Source organism: Kitasatospora sp. NPDC058048 (assembly GCF_042885555.1).
Taxonomy (GTDB): domain Bacteria; phylum Actinomycetota; class Actinomycetes; order Streptomycetales; family Streptomycetaceae; genus Kitasatospora; species Kitasatospora lactacystinica.
Window position 1 is genome coordinate 31,926 of record NZ_JBHVRT010000049.1, and the last position, 18,293, is coordinate 50,218.

General features: G+C 74.2%; 14 protein-coding genes. 12 read left to right on the forward strand and 2 right to left on the reverse strand.

All coding sequences use genetic code 11. The features are described 5' to 3' along the window. Positions 1–38: 38 nt before the first annotated feature. Entirely contained in the window at positions 39–3,305 is a 3,267-nt protein-coding gene (locus ACFVVA_RS36020) for a UvrD-helicase domain-containing protein (RefSeq protein WP_387694920.1), read from the forward strand. Between the two features lie 191 nt (positions 3,306–3,496). After that, entirely contained in the window at positions 3,497–4,708 is a 1,212-nt protein-coding gene (locus ACFVVA_RS36025; RefSeq protein ID WP_387694921.1) for a PP2C family protein-serine/threonine phosphatase, read from the forward strand. 15 nt (positions 4,709–4,723) lie between these two features. Here ACFVVA_RS36025 and ACFVVA_RS36030 read toward each other — a convergent pair whose 3' ends face one another. After that, entirely contained in the window at positions 4,724–5,695 is a 972-nt protein-coding gene (locus ACFVVA_RS36030) for an endonuclease/exonuclease/phosphatase family protein (protein ID WP_387694922.1), read from the reverse strand. A 79-nt stretch (positions 5,696–5,774) separates the two neighbouring features. Here ACFVVA_RS36030 and ACFVVA_RS36035 point away from each other — a divergent pair, with 79 nt between their 5' ends. From ACFVVA_RS36035 to ACFVVA_RS36060, 6 genes are all read left to right on the forward strand, one after another. Next, positions 5,775–6,401 (forward strand): PadR family transcriptional regulator, encoded by a 627-nt coding sequence (locus ACFVVA_RS36035; protein ID WP_387694923.1) that lies wholly within the window; start codon positions 5,775–5,777, stop codon positions 6,399–6,401. A gap of 70 nt (positions 6,402–6,471) precedes the next feature. Continuing rightward, the gene (locus tag ACFVVA_RS36040; RefSeq protein WP_387694924.1) at positions 6,472–7,236 is read left to right on the forward strand and encodes an ABC transporter ATP-binding protein; all 765 of its coding nucleotides are present in this window, start codon (positions 6,472–6,474) and stop codon (positions 7,234–7,236) included. Then, positions 7,233–10,091 carry an FtsX-like permease family protein gene (locus tag ACFVVA_RS36045; protein ID WP_387694925.1) on the forward strand — a complete coding sequence of 953 codons (2,859 nt, stop codon included), beginning with the start codon at positions 7,233–7,235 and terminating at the stop codon, positions 10,089–10,091. Before ACFVVA_RS36040 ends, ACFVVA_RS36045 begins: the two co-directional genes overlap by 4 nt. A gap of 201 nt (positions 10,092–10,292) precedes the next feature. Further along, the gene (locus ACFVVA_RS36050) at positions 10,293–11,696 is read left to right on the forward strand and encodes a dipeptidase (protein ID WP_387694926.1); all 1,404 of its coding nucleotides are present in this window, start codon (positions 10,293–10,295) and stop codon (positions 11,694–11,696) included. A gap of 70 nt (positions 11,697–11,766) precedes the next feature. Next, positions 11,767–12,708 (forward strand): NAD(+) diphosphatase, encoded by a 942-nt coding sequence (gene nudC, locus ACFVVA_RS36055; RefSeq protein WP_359915374.1) that lies wholly within the window; start codon positions 11,767–11,769, stop codon positions 12,706–12,708. A 309-nt stretch (positions 12,709–13,017) separates the two neighbouring features. Further along, a complete protein-coding gene (locus ACFVVA_RS36060) occupies positions 13,018–13,857 on the forward strand; it encodes a GntR family transcriptional regulator (RefSeq protein ID WP_359915373.1) in 840 nt (279 codons plus the stop codon). Positions 13,858–13,898: 41 nt separating this feature from the next. Here the strand turns inward: ACFVVA_RS36060 and ACFVVA_RS36065 are convergent, their stop codons facing one another. After that, positions 13,899–14,156, reverse strand: a complete 258-nt coding sequence (locus ACFVVA_RS36065) for a mycoredoxin (protein ID WP_030058313.1) — start codon at positions 14,154–14,156, stop codon at positions 13,899–13,901. A gap of 164 nt (positions 14,157–14,320) precedes the next feature. On the opposite strand from ACFVVA_RS36065, the gene ACFVVA_RS36070 reads away from it, so the two are divergent. The 4 genes from ACFVVA_RS36070 to ACFVVA_RS36085 all read left to right on the forward strand — a co-directional run bounded on the left by ACFVVA_RS36070 (position 14,321) and on the right by ACFVVA_RS36085 (position 18,251). Continuing rightward, the gene (locus ACFVVA_RS36070; RefSeq protein ID WP_387694927.1) at positions 14,321–16,588 is read left to right on the forward strand and encodes an ATP-dependent DNA helicase UvrD2; all 2,268 of its coding nucleotides are present in this window, start codon (positions 14,321–14,323) and stop codon (positions 16,586–16,588) included. 282 nt (positions 16,589–16,870) lie between these two features. Further along, positions 16,871–17,317: a hypothetical protein gene (locus ACFVVA_RS36075; RefSeq protein WP_387694928.1), complete on the forward strand. Its 447-nt coding sequence runs from the start codon at positions 16,871–16,873 to the stop codon at positions 17,315–17,317. A gap of 170 nt (positions 17,318–17,487) precedes the next feature. Continuing rightward, complete coding sequence (locus ACFVVA_RS36080) at positions 17,488–17,856, forward strand: WhiB family transcriptional regulator (RefSeq protein ID WP_387694929.1); 369 nt, start codon at positions 17,488–17,490, stop codon at positions 17,854–17,856. Then, the gene (locus tag ACFVVA_RS36085; protein ID WP_387694930.1) at positions 17,853–18,251 is read left to right on the forward strand and encodes a hypothetical protein; all 399 of its coding nucleotides are present in this window, start codon (positions 17,853–17,855) and stop codon (positions 18,249–18,251) included. Before ACFVVA_RS36080 ends, ACFVVA_RS36085 begins: the two co-directional genes overlap by 4 nt. The last annotated feature ends 42 nt before the right edge of the window (positions 18,252–18,293 follow it).

Genomic DNA, 18,293 nt, shown 5'->3' on the forward strand with positions numbered 1-18,293 from the left:
GGGCGGGGTTTGTCCGTCGCTCCGGTTACCGTTGCGGGGTGACCGCCGTGCTCAGCCATCCCGACCAGCTCAAGGAGCTGCTGGGGATCCCGTTCAACCGGGAGCAGATGGCGGCCATCGGCGCCCCCCTGGAACCGGCCGTGATCGTGGCCGGCGCCGGCTCCGGCAAGACCACGGTGATGGCCGCCCGGGTGGTCTGGCTGGTCGGCTCCGGTGCCGTACGGCCCGAGGAGGTGCTCGGCCTCACCTTCACCAACAAGGCCGCCGGCGAGCTCTCCGAGCGCGTGCGGGCCTCCCTGCGTCTCGGCGGGCAGGGGGCGCCCCCGGACGAGGACTGGGGGAGGGCGGCCGACCGGGCCGCCGCCGAGCCGCTCGGCGACCCGGAGATCTCCACCTACCACGCCTTCGCCGGGCGCCTGCTCAAGGAGCACGGCCTGCGGATCGGCATCGAGCCGGACGTCCGGCTGCTCGCCGACGCCACCCGCTTCCAGCTCGCCGCCAAGGTGCTGCGCACCGCCCGCGGCCCGTTCCCCGCCCTCACCGGTACCTTCTCCAACCTGGTCGCCGACCTGGCCGCGCTGGACGGCGAACTCGCCGAGCACCTGGTCGAGCCGCAGACCCTGCGCGAGTTCGACGAGCGGCTGCTGGACACCCTCGCCACCGTCAAGCTGACCAACGACGACCTGCGGGCCGTCCCGGTCACCGCCCGGGCCCGGCTGGAGCTGCTGCGCCTCGTCGAGGACTACCGGCGCCGCAAGCGCTCCGCCGGGCTGATGGACTTCGGCGACCAGATCGCCGCCGCCGCCCGCCTGGCCCAGCAGCGCCCGGAGGTCGGGGAGCTGCTGCGCGACCAGTTCAAGGTGGTGCTGCTGGACGAGTACCAGGACACCTCGGTCGCCCAGCGGCTGATGCTCGCGGGCCTGTTCGGCGCCCCCGCCGACGGTGCCCGCACCGGCAGCGGTCACCCGGTGACCGCCGTCGGCGACCCCTGCCAGGCGATCTACGGCTGGCGCGGCGCCTCCGTGGCCAACCTCGACGAGTTCCCCCGGCACTTTCCGAAGGCCGACGGCCGTCCCGCCGCCCGCTACGCGCTCAGTGAGAACCGCCGCAGCGGCGGCCGGCTGCTCGCCTTCGCCAACGAACTCGCCGCCCCGCTGCGGGAGATGCACGAGGGCGTGGAGGCGCTGCGCCCGGCCCCCGGCGCCGAGCGGGACGGCTTCGTGCGGGCGGCGCTGCTGCCCACCCACGCCGAGGAGGTCGACTGGCTGGCCGACTCGATCGCGCACCTGGTGCGCACCGGCACCGCGCCCGGCCGGATCGCCGTGCTGTGCCGCGGCGGCGCGGCCTTCCCGGACATCCACGCCGCGCTGGTCGCCCGGGAGGTGCCGGTCGAGGTGGTGGGCCTGGGCGGGCTCCTGCAGCTGCCCGAGGTGGCCGACCTGGTGGCGGTCTGCGAGGTGCTGCAGGACCCGACCGCCAACGCGGCGCTGGTGCGGCTGCTGATCGGCCCGCGCTGGCGGATCGGCCCGCGCGACCTCGCGCTGCTCGGCCGCCGGGCCGCCGACCTGGTGCGCACCGACCGGCCGGAGGGCGTCGAGGCGCTGGCCGCGGCGGTCGCCGAGGCCGATCCGACCGAGGTGGTCTCGCTGGCCGACGCGGTGGAGACCTTCCTGGACCCCTCGGCCGGTGAGGACGGGAAGCCCGACGAGCTGCCGTTCTCCGCCGAGGCCCGGGTGCGCTTCGCCCGGCTCGCCGTCGAGCTGCGCGAACTGCGGCGCTCGCTCGCCGACCCGCTGATGGACGTGCTGCACCGGGTGCTGTCCGTCACCGGGCTGGAGGTCGAACTCGCCGCCTCCCCGCAGGCCCTGGCCGCCCGGCGGCGGGAGACCCTGTACGCCTTCCTGGACGTCGCCGCCTCCTTCGCCGACCTCGACGGCGACCCGGGCCTCCCCGCCTTCCTCGGCTTCCTGCGCGCCGCCCAGGAGTACGACCGCGGCCTGGACAGCAGCCTGCCCGGCGGCGAGGACACCGTGAAGGTGCTCACCGCGCACAAGTCCAAGGGCCTGGAGTGGGACGTGGTGGCCGTCCCCGGTCTGGTGCGGGGCGCGTTCCCCTCGTCGAGCCCGCGCGAACGCTGGACGAGCACCAAGCGGGTGCTCCCGCACGCCCTGCGCGGCGACGCCGAAACTCTGCCCGACGTCCGCGGCGGCTGGAACGGGAAGTCGATGGCGGCGTTCAAGAAGGAGCTGGCCGACCACTCCGGCGTCGAGGAACTGCGCCTGGGCTACGTGGCGTTCACCCGGCCCAGGTCGCTGCTGCTGGCCTCCGGGCACTGGTGGGGGCCGAGCCAGAAGACCGTCCGCGGCCCGTCCGACTTCCTGGAGCGGCTGCGCGAGCACTGCGAGCGGCCCGGCGCGGGCGAGGTCGAGCACTGGGCCGAGCAGCCGGAGAAGGGCGCCGAGAACCCGGCGCTGGCCGCCCCCGTCGAGCGCCCCTGGCCGCTGCCGCTGGACCCGGCCGCCCAGCACGCCCGCCGCCGGGTCGCCGAGGTGGTGCGCGCCCGGGTGGCGGGGGCGCCCGCCCCCGAAGCCGAGGAGACGGTCCCCGAGGACCAGCGTCAGGTCGCCTCCTGGGACCGCGATCTGACGGCGCTGCTGGGCGAGTTGGAGCGGTCCCGGCGCACCGCGCGGGACGTGCCGCTGCCCGCCGCGCTGTCCGCCACCCAGCTGCTGCGGCTGGCCGCGGACCCGGACGGCTTCGCGCACGAGCTGGCCCGCCCGATGCCGCGCCCCCCGCAGCCGGCGGCCCGGCGCGGCACCCGCTTCCACGCCTGGGTGCAGTCCCGGATCGAGCCGCTGCTGCTGGTCGAGCCCGGTGCGCTGCCCGGCGCCGACGACGACGGCATCGAGGACGAGCAGGACCTGGAGCGGCTCAAGGAGGCGTTCCTGCGCACCCCGTACGCCCGGCGCAAGCCCCACCGGGTGGAGGTGCCGTTCCAGCTGGTGCTGGCGGGTCGGGTGGTGCGGGGACGGATCGACGCGGTCTACCGGGAGGACGACGCGTTGTCGGAATCCGGTGGTGCGTCACGCTACGAAGTGGTGGACTGGAAAACCCATCGGGAGGAGACCGCCGACCCGTTGCAGCTCGCGGTCTACCGGCTGGCCTGGGCCGAGCACGCGGGCGTCGATCCCGAGCAGGTCACGGCGTCGTTCCTGTACGTCCGCAGTGGCCGGATCGTCCGTCCGGCAGGACTTCCCGACCGAAAAGAGTTGGAACGGCTCCTGATCGGGAACAGTGACTATTGAGTCACGCAGAGCATCCAAGTCATCATGCCAGTGCCCGAAACCTGTGCGTCATGCACGTTTCGCGCCTATTGTGGGGTCGGTAACCGGTCAACCCCCGTACTCCGGCCGCCAGCGAGGCCCGCATTCCCTGACCCTCAGTCATCACCGCAGGTGCCCTCGGGCATCGGCGTCTTCTGCTGGAGAGACCGAAGTTGAGTGCGACCGGATGGATCAGAGAGCGGTTCACCGGGCCGACACCGGGGCCCGCTCCGCGCGCGACCGGCACCTGGCCGAGGACGGCGCTGGCGCTGCCGTTCCTCGGCATGGTGCTGATCGTCGCCCTCGACTACCTCAGCGGCACCGAGGTGACGGTCGAACCGGCCCTCACCGCCGTACCCGCGCTGGCCGCCGTGGTCAGCCGCCGAACCTGGTACCCGCTCGCCATCGGTCTGGGCACCGAGGCGGCGGCCTTCCTGATGGCCTTCCGCAGCGACACGCTCGGCGAGTCCGTGCACGCCGCCAGCGTCTTCGCGATCCTGCTCGTCGCCACGATCGGCTGGGTCAGCGCCACCCTGAGGCTGCGCCAGGAACGGGCGCTGGCCGACGCCCAGCTGGTCGCCTCGATCGCCCGCCGGGTGCTGCTGCGGCCAGTCCCCGAACGGGTCGGCACCGTCCGGGCGGCCGTCCACTACGAGGCCGCCGCCGCGCACGCCCGGATCGGCGGCGACCTCTACGAGGTGGTCAACACCCGGCACGGGGTGCGGGCGGTGGTCGGGGACGTGCGCGGCAAGGGCCTCGGCGCGGTGGAGACGGCCGCCGCCGTGCTCGGGGCCTTCCGCGAGGCCGCCCACCAGGAGGCCGCCCTGGACCGGGTGGCCGGCTGGCTGGCCGTCAGCCTCGACCGCGCCCTGCACGAGAACGACCACCCGGGCGTGGAGGAGGAGTTCGTCACCCTGGTGCTGATCGGCGTCGGGCCCGACGGCGCCGCGGAGATCGTCAACTGCGGTCATCCCGCCCCGCTGCTGCTGCGCGGCGGGGAGGTCCGGCCGCTCGAACTCGCCGAGACCGTACCGCCGCTGGGCGTCCTCGACCCGGTCGACGTCCGCCCGCCGGTGCACCGGCTGCTGCTCCAGGGCGACGACCGGGTGCTGCTGTTCACCGACGGGGTGATCGAGGCCCGTGACCGCGCGGGCGTCTTCTACCCGCTCGCCGAACGCTTCCCGCACTGCGCGGCCGGCCGCCCGGCCGACGTCCTGCAGCTGCTGCACGAGGACGTGGTGCGCCACGTCGGGCGCCAGCTCGGCGACGACGCGGCCATGCTGCTGCTCCAGTTCGACCCCCCGCACGCGCTCGGGCCGGGGGAGCCCCGGGCCGCCACCACCGTCCACCTCCCGCAGCAGGCCGGGGTCCTGGCGCGCCAGTAGGCGTCCGGGGCCGCCCTACAGCGACACCTCGACCAGCAGCGGGCGGTGGTCCGACACCGTCGCGCGCGGCGCCGCCGCCGGCCCGACCGCCGTGCGCGGCACGCCGATCCCCAGTACGTGGTCGAACTGCACCGCGGGCCGGTGCGAGGGGTAGGTCGGCGTGCGCGCCAGGTCGTACCAGCCCTGCAGGCGGGGGCGCGGTTCGCGCACCCGGCGCCGGCGCGCCTCGGTCAGGGCCGGCCGGGCCCGCCGCGCCGCCCGCAGCTCGCGCACCCGCACCCGCGGCGCGGTGCGCTCCAGCGCCGTCGCCCCGCCGAGCACCGTGCGGGGCACGGCCCCGACCAGGTTGAAGTCGCCCAGCACCAGGTACGGCTGCGGCAGGTCGGCGATCCAGCGCCGGATGCCGGCCAGCTGCGCCATGTTCCAGCCGGGGACGAAGGACAGGTGCGCCGCCACCACGGTGAACGGCCCGCGGTCGCCCTCCAGGACGGCCGCCAGCGCCGCCCGCGGCTCGTCCGGCACCGGGGTCAGTCCGCGCCGCCCGGCCACGCGCAGCGGCAGTCCGAACGGCGCCGGGGCGAACCGCCGGGCCCGCCAGTGCCGCACCGGGAGCCGCGTCAGCAGCGCCGTCCCGTACGAGGGCGGGGCGCCGTCGCCCACCTCGCCCGGCCCGTACACCCGAAGGCCGCCCGGCCCGGACGGCTCCGTCACCCAGCCCGCGACCGGCGCCGGGCGGCCGTGCAGGGCGGCGGCGAAGCGCCAGTCCTTGGCGCCCATGGCCGCGGCTGCCACCGCGGCCTGGTCGGTGCCGCCGGAGCGCGACTGGTACCGGTCGACCTCCTGGAGCGCCAGCACGTCGGCGTCCAGCGCGGCCACCGCGTCGGCCAACGGCTCGCCGGCGTCGGACGGGTAGGGCCGCGGGGCGCCGTCCGGGGCGAGCGGCTGGCCGTGCAGGAGGTTGAAGGTGGCGATGCGCAAGTGGCTCACACCGCACGACGGTACCCGCTCCCCCGACCGGGTGGGCGCGGCTTGAGACGGTAGGGCATACCGGGTATACATACTCGGTATGTCCATCCGTCACGGTCTGCTCGCCCTGCTCGACCAGGGCCCTCGCTACGGCTACCAGCTGCGCACCGAGTTCGAGGCGCGCACCGGCGCCACCTGGCCGCTCAACGTCGGGCAGGTCTACACCACGCTGTCCCGGCTGGAGCGCGACGGGCTGGTCGAGCCCGCGGGGGAGGACGGCGAGGGCCACCAGTTCTACGCCGCCACCGACGCGGGCCGGGAAGAGCTGCGGACCTGGTTCGACACCCCGGTGCCCCGGACCAACCCCCCGCGCGACGAACTGGCGATCAAGCTCGCCATGGCGGTGACCGTCCCCGGGGTCGACGTCTCCGCCGTCGTCCAGGGCCAGCGCCGGCACAGCATCAAGGCGCTCCAGGACTACACCCGGCTCAAGGGCCGCGCCCTCGCGGGGGAGAAGCGCCCCGGCGCGACGCCCTCCGCCAGCAACGACCTGGCCTGGCTGCTCGTCCTCGACCAGCTCATCTTCCAGACCGAAGCCGAGATCCGCTGGCTCGACCACTGCGAGACCCGGCTCGCCCAGCAGGCCGAACTCCTGCAGACCCGCACCGCCGAGGCCGCCCGCGACGGCGCCGCGCCCGCCAAGCGCGGGCGCCGCCTGCGCGCCTGAGCCCCGCGGCAACCGAACCACCATGCTCGGCCCCGACGCCGAGCGCACACCCAGTACGAGGGGGGAATCCATGTCCCACACCCAAGAGGCCCGGCAGATGCCGGTGCTCCACCTGGAGAACGTCACCCGCGTCCACGGCCACGGCGCCGCCGAGGTCCAGGCCCTGCGCGGCGTCGACCTCAAGGTCCACCCCGGCGAGTTCGTCGCCGTCATGGGCCCCTCCGGCTCAGGCAAGTCGACCCTGCTCACCCTGGCCGGCGGCCTGGACACCCCGAGCGGTGGCCGGGTCCTGGTCGAGGGCGTCGCCCTGGGCGAGCTCGACCGCAAGAAGCTCGCCCGGGTCCGCCGCCGCTCCGTCGGCTACGTCTTCCAGGACTACAACCTGATACCGGCGCTCACCGCCGCCGAGAACATCTCGCTGCCGCGCGAACTCGACGGGCTGTCCACCCGCGCCGCCCGCCGCGAGGCCGTCGCCGCCCTGGAGGAGCTCGGCATCCCCGAACTCGCCGACCGCTTCCCCGACGACATGTCCGGCGGCCAGCAGCAGCGCGTCGCCATCGCCCGCGCCCTGATCGGCGACCGCCGCCTGGTCCTCGCCGACGAACCCACCGGCGCCCTCGACTCCACCACCGGCGAGGCCGTCCTCGCCGTCCTGCGCGCCCGCTGCGACGCCGGCGCCGCCGCCATGATGGTCACCCACGAGGCCCGGCACGCCGCCTGGGCCGACCGGGTCGTCTTCCTGCGCGACGGCCGGATGGTCGACGAGTCCGTCAGCCAGGACGCCGCCAGCCTGCTCGTCAGCGCCGCCACCAACAGCCTGAAGGTGGACGAGTGAAGCTCAGCGCCTGGCGGGTGGCCCTGCGCATCGCCCGCCGCGACGCCCTGCGCGCCAAGGGCCGCAGCGCCCTCGTCATCGCCATGGTCGCCCTGCCCGTCCTCGGCGTCACCGGCGCCGACGTGGTCTTCCGCAGTGCCGAACTCACCCCCGCCGAACACGCGACGCGGGTCATGGGCCAGGCGGTCGCCGAAGTGCACCTCGTCGAACGCGGCACCTCCGTCAAGCAGGCGCCCGACCCCGAGAAGGGGCTCTCCGTCCAGAGCCCCAAGGACGACGCCAAGAACGGCGAAGCGCCCAAGTACACCCCCGCGCAGCAGCGCTCCCTCGACACCGAACCCGTCGAGCTGGCCCGTCAGTTGCTCCCGGCCGGCGCCGTCCTGGTGCCCGAGCTCTCCGGCCCGTACACCGCCGCGAGCAGCGCCGAGGGCGTGCTCAGCACCCGGGTCAGCGAGGCCGACCTGACCGACCCGGTCTGGCGGGGCCGGATCGACCTCCACCAGGGCCGGGCCCCCGCCTCCGACACCGAGGCCGTCGTCACCCGGGACTTCCTCAAGCGCTCCGGGCTCAGGATCGGCGACAGGACCGCCGTCCGCGGCCTGGAGAACAGCCCCTTCACCATCACCGGCGTCTACGAGTACCCCGGCGAACTGCGGGCCACCGAACTCACCGCCCGCCCCGGCGCCGTGCTCGACCGCCTCCCCAAGCCGTCGGGCGGCTCCGACACCTCGACCGAGGACCCCGGCGGGACCACCCGCTGGCTGGTCAAGCTCCCGGCCGGAACCCCGATCGACTGGCCGAAGGTCAAGGAGTTCAACGAGCACGGCTTCCAGGTGGCCTCGCGCGCCGTGCTGGCCGACCCGCCGGCCCGCGACGACGTCCCCTACTTCGTCGATCAGAAGCAGGACGGCGGCGGCACCAGCTACTTCAACCGGACCGACATCGTCATCCTCGCCACCGTCGTCGGCATGGCCCTGCTGGAGATCGTCCTCCTCGCGGGCCCCGCCTTCGCCGTCGGCGCCCGGCGCTCCCGGCGGCAGCTCGGGCTGCTCGCCGCCGCCGGCGGTGAGCGCGCCAACGTCCGCGCGGTCGTGCTCGGCGGCGGCATTGTCCTCGGCATCACCGGCGCCGTGCTCGGCCTGGGCCTCGGCATCGGCCTGGTCGCCCTGCTGCGCACCGCCGCCGAGGAACGCTCCGGCCAGCGCTTCGCCCACTTCGCCCTGCCGCCGCTCGACCTGCTCGGCGTCCTCATGGTCGGGCTCGTCACCGGCCTGCTGGCCGCCGTCGTGCCCGCCGTCCAGGCCTCCCGGCAGGACGTCGTCGCCGCGCTCACCGGCCGTGACACCCTCAAGCCGCCGAGCCGCAGGCTCGCCGTCGCGGGACTGCTGACCCTCGGCGGCGGCGCGGCCCTCGCCCTGGCCGGTGCCACCAGCGGCGTCGGCAACCGCAGCTTCGCCGTCCTCGGCGGCTCGGCCCTCGCCGAGCTCGGCATGGTCGCCCTCGTGCCCTACCTGGTCGGCCTGTTCGGCCGGCTCGGCCGCTGGCTCCCGCTCGGCCCCCGGCTCGCCCTGCGCGACTCGGTGCGCCACCGCGGCCGCACCGCGCCCGCGGTGGCCGCCGTGATGGCCGCCGTCGCCGGCTCCGTGGCCGTCAGCGTCTACATCGCCAGCTTCGAGGAGCAGTACCGGCTGGAGTACACCGCCTCCGGTCCGTCCGGGGCCGTCATCCTCGGCAACGGCTGGCTGTCCGACGCCAAGCTGCTGCCGCAGATGCGCGAGGCCGTCGAACGCAGCATCCCCGACCTCGGCCCGCGCGCCGACGTCCGGCGCGTCCAGCCGAAGGTCGACTGCTCCGAGGGCAGCTACTGCGGCTACGTCAGCGTCGCGCTGCCCAAGGAGGACCGCTGCCCGCTCATGGACTCGGGCGACTCCCTCTCGCTGGCCGAGAGCGAGCACGTCATGAGCACCGACAAGCGCTGCCAGACGGACCACCGCCGCAACAACCCGTTCAGCGAGATCACGGCCGGGGACGCCACCCTGCTGCACAACCTCTTCGGAGTCACCGACCCGGCCCCGGGCCAGGCCCTCGCCGCCGGCAAGGCCGTGGTCTTCGACGCCCGCTACATCAAGGCCGGCAAGGTGATCCTCCGGTACAGCAGTCCGGTGATCGGCAGTGGGAACGGCTCCGCGAACAAGCCCGTCATCACCGAGATCGCGGTGGACGCCGTCCTCGCCGAGCCCGCGCTGCCCGCCCCGGCCCAGGCCGTGGTCAGCCAGGACACCGCGACCCGGCTCGGTTTCTCCACCGCCCCGACCGGCTCCGTCTGGCTGCCCGGCGCCATGCCCTCGGACAGCGCCCAGCAGAAGGCCGACGGCGCGCTGACCAAGCTCGTCGACCACGACGTGCTCAAGATCGAGCGGGGCTACGAGTCCCCGGCCGGGCTGATCCAGTTCGGTCTGAACGCCTTCGCCGGCATCGTCGCCCTCGGCGCGGCCGGCATCGCCACCGGACTGGCCGCCGCCGACTCCCAGCGCGATCTGACCACCCTCGCGGCGGTCGGCGCCGAGCCGCGCATCCGGCGCACGCTGTCCGGCTTCCAGTGCGGGGTGATCGCCGCGATGGGCGCCCTGCTCGGCGTGGTCTGCGGCGTGGTGCCGGGAGTGGCGCTGCGCAAGGTCGAGGCCGCGGCGAGCAGCTACCCCGGGATGAGCCCCGAGGAGATCGCCAGCAAGGCGGCCCTGGTCTTCCCGTGGCCCACCATCGCCGCCACCGTGCTGCTGCTGCCGGTGCTCGCGGCCGGGCTCGCGGCGCTGATGACCCGCTCGCGGATCACCCTGCTGCGCCGCTCGGGCTGAGGCCCGCGCCGCCCCGGGGCCCGGGCCGCCCCGGGGCCCGCGTCGGCCCCGGGGCCCCGCGCCCGCTCGCCCCGCCCCCGTCCGTGTCACCCCCGTCCGCGTCCTCGTCGCGGCGGGGGTGACGGAGGTTACAGCCCCGACGGCGCCCGGCAGCCGGACGGCCGGGGCGGGCACCCGCACGGGCGAACTACAGTCGTCGGTATGACGAGAACCCCGGACAGCGCCGTCCGCTCCTACATCGACCGGCACCAGGCCGCCTTCCTCGCCGACCTCGCCGAGTGGCTGGCCATCCCCTCGGTCTCGGCCGATCCGGACCGGGCCGGCGACGTGCGGCGCTCGGCCGAGTGGCTGGCCGCCAAGCTCGGCGAGACCGGCTTCCCGGTGACCGAGGTGTGGGAGACCGAAGGCCTGCCCGCGGTGTTCGCCGAGTGGCCCTCCGGGGACCCGTCCGCGCCGACCGTCCTGGTCTACGGGCACCACGACGTGCAGCCCGCGGCGCGGGAGGACGGCTGGGAGACCGAGCCGTTCACCCCGACCGTGGTCGACGGCCGGCTGTACGCGCGCGGCGCCGCCGACGACAAGGGCCAGGTGTTCTTCCACACCCTGGGCGTGCGCGCCCACCTGGCCGCCACCGGCCGCACCGCGCCGGCCGTCAACCTCAAGCTGCTGATCGAGGGCGAGGAGGAGTCCGGCTCGCCGAACTTCGCCGAGCTGGTCCGGCGCGAGGCCGGGCGGCTGGCCGCCGACGTGGTGGTCATCTCGGACACCGGCATGTGGTCCGCGACCACGCCGACCGTCTGCACCGGCATGCGCGGCCTGGCCGACGCCCAGATCGACCTGTACGGGCCGGACACCGACATCCACTCCGGCTCCTTCGGCGGCGCCGTCCCCAACCCGGCCCAGGTCGCGGCGGAGCTGGCCGCCGGCCTGCACGACGCCGACCGCAAGGTCGCGATCCCGGGCTTCTACGACGGCGTCGTCGAACTGACCGGGACCGAGCGCGAGCTGTTCGCCGAGCTGCCCTTCGACGAGGAGCAGTGGCTGCGGGTCGCCAAGTCGTACGGCACCCGCGGAGAGGCCGGCTACTCCACCCTGGAGCGGATCTGGGCCCGCCCGACCGCCGAGGTCAACGGCATCTGGGGCGGCTACACCGGCCCCGGCGGCAAGACCATCGTCCCCGCCTCGGCGCACCTCAAGCTGTCCTTCCGGCTGGTCGCCGGACAGGAGGTGGAGAAGGTCCGCGAGGCGGTGCGGGCCTGGGTGGCCGAGCGGGTGCCCGCGGGCGTCCGGTACGACTTGGTCTTCCCCGGCGCGACCCGGCCCTGCCTGACCCCGCTGGACCACCCGGCGCTCCAGTCCACCGTCCGGGCGATGGGGCGGGCCTTCGGCCAGAAGATTCTCTTCACCCGCGAGGGCGGCTCCGGCCCCGCCGCCGACCTCCAGGACGTGCTGGGCGCGCCGGTGCTGTTCCTCGGCATCTCGGTGCCCTCGGACGGCTGGCACTCGGTCAACGAGAAGGTCGAGCTGGACCTGCTGGCCAAGGGCGTGGAGACCGCCGCGTACCTCTGGGGCGACCTGGCCGAGAACTTCCGGCCGGGGGCATGACCCCGGGTTCGAGCACCATGGCAGCCAGATCACTCATCCGGATGATTCACCACGTGGGGATGGAACAGACGTGAGCACCGTGCCTGAGACCGAGCGCCCGCTGCACCTGGCACTGGCCCGGTCCGGGGTGGACCGGGCGGCCGAGCACCGCCTCGACGAGCCCTGGCTGGCGGCGGCCTGGAGCCACCCGAGCACCCGGGTCCTGCCGATCGCCGGCGGCGAGGCGTTCGTGGTCGACACCGCGCAGGGCACCGAGCTCGTGCTGATGCCCTCCTTCGAGGCGCCGCAGACCGGCGACCGGTACTTCCTGGGCACCGACGAGGACGGCGTCTCGTACTTCGCGCTGGCGGGCGAGAGCCTGCCCGGGCGCCTGGACGGCGACGCCCGCCCGGCCGGGCTGCGCGAGGTCGGCGGGCTGCTGTCCGACCGGGACGCCGGGCTGCTGGTGCACGCGGTGGCGCTGGAGCACTGGCACCGGCTGCACAGCTTCTGCTCGCGCTGCGGGCATCCGACCGAGAAGGCCGGCGCCGGGCACGTGCGGCGCTGCACCTCCTGCGCGGCCGAGCACTACCCGCGCACCGACCCGGCGGTGATCATGGTGATCACCGACGAGCAGGACCGCTGCCTGCTCGGCCGCCAGGCGCTGTGGCCGGAGGGCCGCTGGTCCACGCTGGCCGGCTTCGTCGAGCCGGGGGAGTCGATCGAGCAGGCGGTGGCCCGCGAGGTGCAGGAGGAGGCGGGCGTGCGGGTCGGCGAGGTGCGCTACGTCGCCAGCCAGCCCTGGCCGTTCCCGTCCAGCCTGATGCTCGGCTTCCTGGGCCGGGCGCTGCCCGGCGGCACCGAGATCACCGTGGACGGCGAGGAGCTGGCCGAGGCGCGCTGGTTCTCCCGCGAGGAGCTGCGGGCCGGCATGGAGGCGGGCGAGATCCTGCCGCCGTCCGGCATCTCGATCGCCCGGCACCTGGTCGAGCTCTGGTACGGGGAGCCGCTGCCCTCGGCGGCGCGCTGGTAGCCCTGGGGTAAAGCGGTCCACCCGAGGCGATCCGTCCGAAGCGGTCCGTGCGAAGCGGTCCGTACGAAGTGGTCGGCCCGAAAGCGGCCCGCCCGAATGGTGCCCGGACCAAGGGGGCGCGTGGAGAATTTCGCGCGCCCCCCTTTTACTCCGCAATCCCTTCCCGAATTCGCCACGACCAGCTGTTCGTATCCGGACGGGCCAGTTCTGCTACCGGGAGGGGCTCGCAGGGCTCCGAAGTCAACCCGCGCGGACGATATTGCCGGAAACGGCTGAAACCGGCTCGCCGTGCTCGCTACATTCACGAGGGTGACAATCCCCCGGGGCACCGCCCAATCCCCCAAATACCAGCGCCTCGCCGCCGACCTGCGCCGCCGGATCGCCGAGGGCGAGTTCACCGCCGACGCGGCCCTGCCGGTCGAGAGCGAACTGGAGCGCCAGTACGGCGTCGCCCGCAACACCGTCCGGCTCGCCGTCGACGTCCTGGTCAACGAGGGCCGCCTGGTCCGCCTCCAGGGCAAGGGCACCTACCTGCGCGAACACCCCGTCCTGGACCACCGCGCCTACGGGCCCGGCCTGACCCCCGCGCCGCGCGACTGCCTCGCCGCGCCCTCCGCCGTCTACCTCGGCGAGGCCGCCGAGGCCGGACGGGAACTCGGCACCGACTTCGAGATGATGATCGTCCGGGCCCGGGTGGACATCGCCGAACGGCTCGGACTGCGCCCCGGCGAGGCCATCGTGGTCCGCCGCCAGCTGCGGCTGCTCGACCGCGAGCCGTACTCCATCGAGGAGAGCCACTACCGGGCCGGCCTCGCCGCCGGCACCCCGCTGATGGAGCCCGACCCCGTCGAGGGCGGCGACGAGGCGGTGCTCGCCACCCTCGGACGCACCGAGATCGGCGCCGTGGACCACCTGGTCGCGCGGATGCCCGGCCCCGAGGAGGCCCAGTGGTTCCAGGGCGGCCCCGGGGTGCCGCTGATGGTGCAGACCCGCGTCACCTACGACCGGCGCGGGCCCGTCCGGGTCATCGAGACCCGCTACTCGGCCGACCGCAGCCGGCTCGTCTACGGCGTCGGCGACCTCGGCGCCCGCACCACCCTGCCCGCCCCCGCCGCGCCCGTCGACCCGGCCCGGGCCGACGCGCCGTGACGCGCGCCGGCCCCCGGCGGCCCGGGCCGGACCCGGCGGCCTCAGGCCGCCAGGGCCTTCTTGACCTGCAGCAGGCTCGGGTTCGTCATGACGACCCGCTCGCCGCCGCCGGCCGGCGTCACCAGCACCGTCGGAACGGTCTGGTTGCCGTTGTTCACCGACTCGACGAAGGACGCCGACGCCGGGTCCTCCTCGATGTTGATCTCGGTGTAGCCGATGCCTTCGCGCTCCAGCTGGCTCTTGAGTCGGTTGCAGTACCCACACCAGGTCGTGCTGTACATCGTCACGGTGCCGGACATCGAGGGGGCTCCTTCGAAAGAGAGGTGCGTACGGTCTCCGGAGGCAACGTCCACCGGGCGGCGGGCATTCCGGTACGCCGTCGACCGTCGTACGGAGCGATCATCCTGCGATCGCACCGGGCCTGTGGACAACCCCCTCCGCGATGTCCCACCGGGCTGAGAGGATGGAAAGCATGCAGGAAGACCTCTTGAGCGGCAGCCCGTACGACGGCCCCCACGGCTCCCCCTGGGGCGACCCCGGCGCCGCGACGGGCCCGGACGCCGTGCTCGCCGGGCTCGACCCCGAGCAGCGCGCCGTCGCCACCGCCCTGCAGGGCCCGGTCTGCGTCCTGGCCGGCGCCGGCACCGGCAAGACCCGCGCCATCACCCACCGGATCGCCTACGGCGTGAGCAGCGGCGTCTACCACCCCCAGCAGATCCTCGCCGTGACCTTCACCGCCCGCGCGGCCGGCGAGATGCGCGGCCGGCTGCGCCAGCTCGGCGCCGAGGGCGTCCAGGCCCGCACCTTCCACGCCGCCGCGCTGCGCCAGCTCCAGTACTTCTGGCCGCGCGCCGTCGGCGGCCCCGTTCCCCAGCTCCTGGAACGCAAGGTCCAGCTGGTGGCCGAGGCGGCCGGCCGCTGCGGCCTGCGCGTCCAGCGCACCGAACTGCGCGACCTCACCGCCGAGATCGAATGGGCCAAGGTCACCCAGATCGCCCCCGAGGACTACCCGGTGGCCGTCGCCAAGTCCGGCCGCGAGGCCCCCCGCGACCCGGCCGAGACCGCCCAGGTCTACCGCGTCTACGAGGAGGCCAAGAGCCGGCGCGGCAGCATGGACTTCGAGGACGTGCTGCTGCTCACCGCCGCGATCCTGGAGGACCGCCCGGACATCGCCGACCAGGTCCGCTCCCAGTACCGGCACTTCACCGTCGACGAGTACCAGGACGTCTCCCCGCTCCAGCAGCGCCTGCTCGACCAGTGGACCGGCCCGGACGGCGGCGCCAGCCTCTGCGTCGTCGGCGACGCCAGCCAGACCATCTACTCCTTCACCGGCGCCACGCCCGACTACCTGCTCAACTTCCGCAACCGGCACCCCGGGGCGACGGTGGTCAAGCTGGTCCGCGACTACCGCTCCACCCCCCAGGTCGTCCACCTCGCCAACGGGCTGCTCTCCCAGGCCCGCGGCGAGGCCGCCCGGCACCGCCTGGAACTCGTCTCCCAGCGCGAGGCCGGCCCCGAACCGGTCTACACCGAGTACGAGGACGAGCCCACCGAGGCCGAGACCACCGCCCGCCGGATCAAGGAGCTGCTCGCCGCCGGCGTGCGCGCCAGCGAGATCGCGGTGCTGTTCCGCACCAACGGCCAGTCCGAGGTCTACGAGCAGGCCCTCGCCGACCTCAACGTCCCCTACCAGCTCAAGGGCGCGGAACGGTTCTTCGAACGCCCCGAGGTCCGGGACGCCGGCGTGCTGCTGCGCGGCGCCGCCCGGGCCGCCTCCGACCCGCTCACCGACGACGCCCCCGACCTGGCCGGCCAGGTCCGCGCGGTGCTGGCCACCCGCGGCTTCACCGCCGAGCCCCCGGCCGGCTCCGGCGCCGTCCGGGACCGCTGGGAGTCGCTGGCCGCCCTCGTCCGGCTGGCCGAGGAGTTCGAGCGCACCCGCACCGAGGCCGGCCAGGGCACCGACCTCTCGGCCTACGTCGCCGAGCTGGACGCCCGCGCCGCGGCCCAGCACGCCCCGGCCGTCGAGGGCGTCACGCTCGCCTCGCTGCACGCCGCCAAGGGCCTCGAATGGGACGCCGTCTTCCTGGTCGGCCTCACCGAGGGCACCATGCCGATCATCTACGCCAAGACCGACGAGCAGGTCGAGGAGGAGCGCCGGCTCCTCTACGTCGGCGTCACCCGCGCCCGCAAGCACCTCAGCCTCTCCTGGGCGCTCTCCCGCTCCCCGGGCGGCCGGGCGAGCCGCAAGCCCAGCCGCTTCCTGGACGGGTTGCGCCCCGGCTCCACCGCTCCTGGCGCGCGCACCGGCGCGCGCGGCGGGCGAGGGGGCGTCGAGCCCGGCGAGCGCTCCGCCGCGCGGCGGGTCCGCGGACCGGTCAAGTGCCGGGTCTGCGACAAGGTGCTCACCGAGGCCGTCGAGCGCAAGCTGCGCCGCTGCGAGAGCTGCCCGTCCACGATGGACGAGGGGCTGTACGAGCGGCTGCGCGAGTGGCGGGCCCGGCAGGCGAAGAAGCAGGGCGCGCCGGCCTACGTGGTGTTCACCGACGCCACGCTGATGGCGATCGCCGAGGACGTGCCCGCCGGCCGCGGGGAGCTGGCCGCCATCTCCGGGGTCGGTGCCCTGAAGCTGGACAAGTACGGGGCGGCCGTGCTCTCGTTGTGTGCGGGGGAGGAGCCCGAGGAGGACCCGGACGACGTCGAGGACGGCGGTTCGGACGATCCGGCCTGAGCCGGTCCGGGCGTGGTCCAGGAGGCCGCTTCGAGGGTTTCGGAACCCGTTGTGTGACGTGCCGAAGAACTCGCGTGAAAAATAGTTTGCGCCGCGTACCGGGAGCGCAATAGCCTGCCGGAGCGGTCAAGGGGACGCGGTCGCACGGGGTGAAACCTGTGCTGATGCCCCTCGCCCGAGAGCTTCACCACAGCTTTACCGAGACAGACATCCGAACATTCGGAGCCAGGGAAACCAGGCTCCGCGAGACGCCGAGAGGAGGCGAAGACAGTGGGAAACATCATGATCACCAAAATGACTGGCCAGACCGTTGTCGCTGCCTCCCTGCGTGCCGCCCGTCTGCGGGCGCTCGCCGAGCTCGGTGGAACCGGTCTGGGTCTCGACACCACCGGTGTCTCCGTCGCCCCCGTTGTCAGTGGTCCTGGACACACTGATCTGTGCCTCACGGGCAGCAGGAGCGTCGACGGCACCACTGTCGAGACCGGTCTGTCCCGGGGCTGGGCCTCGTTCGGCACGCCGTGCTCCCTGCGCGACGAGCGACCGACCCAGGCACCGAAGGCGGCCGTAGCCGCCGCCATGCATGGCGGCTATGCGCAGGTCATCGGTGCCGAAAATGCCCAGAAGCAGAACGAGCAGCAGATTAACCAGGCCATGGCCGCCTTTACCGGCGCCGAGGCCGTCCGGATGTGGGCCTTCCGCGGCCCTGAACCCTGGAGAGAACGAACCTGAGCCAGCCTCAGGTCGGCACCTCCAGGGCCGCGGAACCCGTCACACCGGGATCCGCGGCCCTTCTGTTTTGTCCGGTACGCAAGACCACCCAGGCCCTCCGGGGCCTCCGGCCCAGCACCACCAGTCACCTGGGCCGGAACCACTGAGAAAAGACGAGGAAGACGCCCACAGTGTCCACGGTCATCACACCGCCCACCCCGTCCGTACCGCCGACAAGCCAGATCACCCAGGCCGACCAGGCCGACCCCCCGGAGGTTCTTTCCATGCAGCTCAGCTCGATCGAGCAGGCCGAGTCCCTCGGTCTCCCCATCCCCTGCCGCGCCTTCGACCCCGAGGTCTTCTTCGCCGAGACGCCGGCCGACGTCGAGTACGCGAAGTCCCTCTGCGGTACCTGCCCGGTGAAGGAGGCCTGCCTGACCGGCGCCCTGGAGCGGCGTGAGCCGTGGGGCGTCTGGGGCGGCGAGCTGTTCGTCCAGGGCGTCGTCGTGGCCCGCAAGCGTCCCCGTGGCCGTCCGCGCAAGACCGAGGTCATGGCGTGAACCCCGCCCACGGCGCCAGGGTCGTCCGCCGGGGAGAGCAGCCCCCGCTGGACAGCGCCCTCCGCCGATCCGTGCGGATCGCCGCCGCCAAGGCCGACGCCGCAGCCCGCATCCCGTTCCCGAGCAAGCACCACGAGCAGGACCACCACATGAACCCCGCCGCCGTCGATCCCACCGCCCGCGCCGAGCAGGCCACCGAACGTCAGACCCAGAACAGGATCCTCGAAATGCAACTCCTCCACGAATCCCTGGCCCGTGCCCATATGCAAGACAGGCTGCACGAGGCCGAGAACCAACGGCTCGTCAACCGGGTCGACCGGGCCCGCAGGCTCAGGCAGCGGGCCGAGCGGGCCTCGATGCGGGCCCGCAAGGCGCTCGCCGTCGCACTGATGTAGGGCCTTCGGCCCGGGGCCGTCCTCGACAGGCCCCTCCCGGAC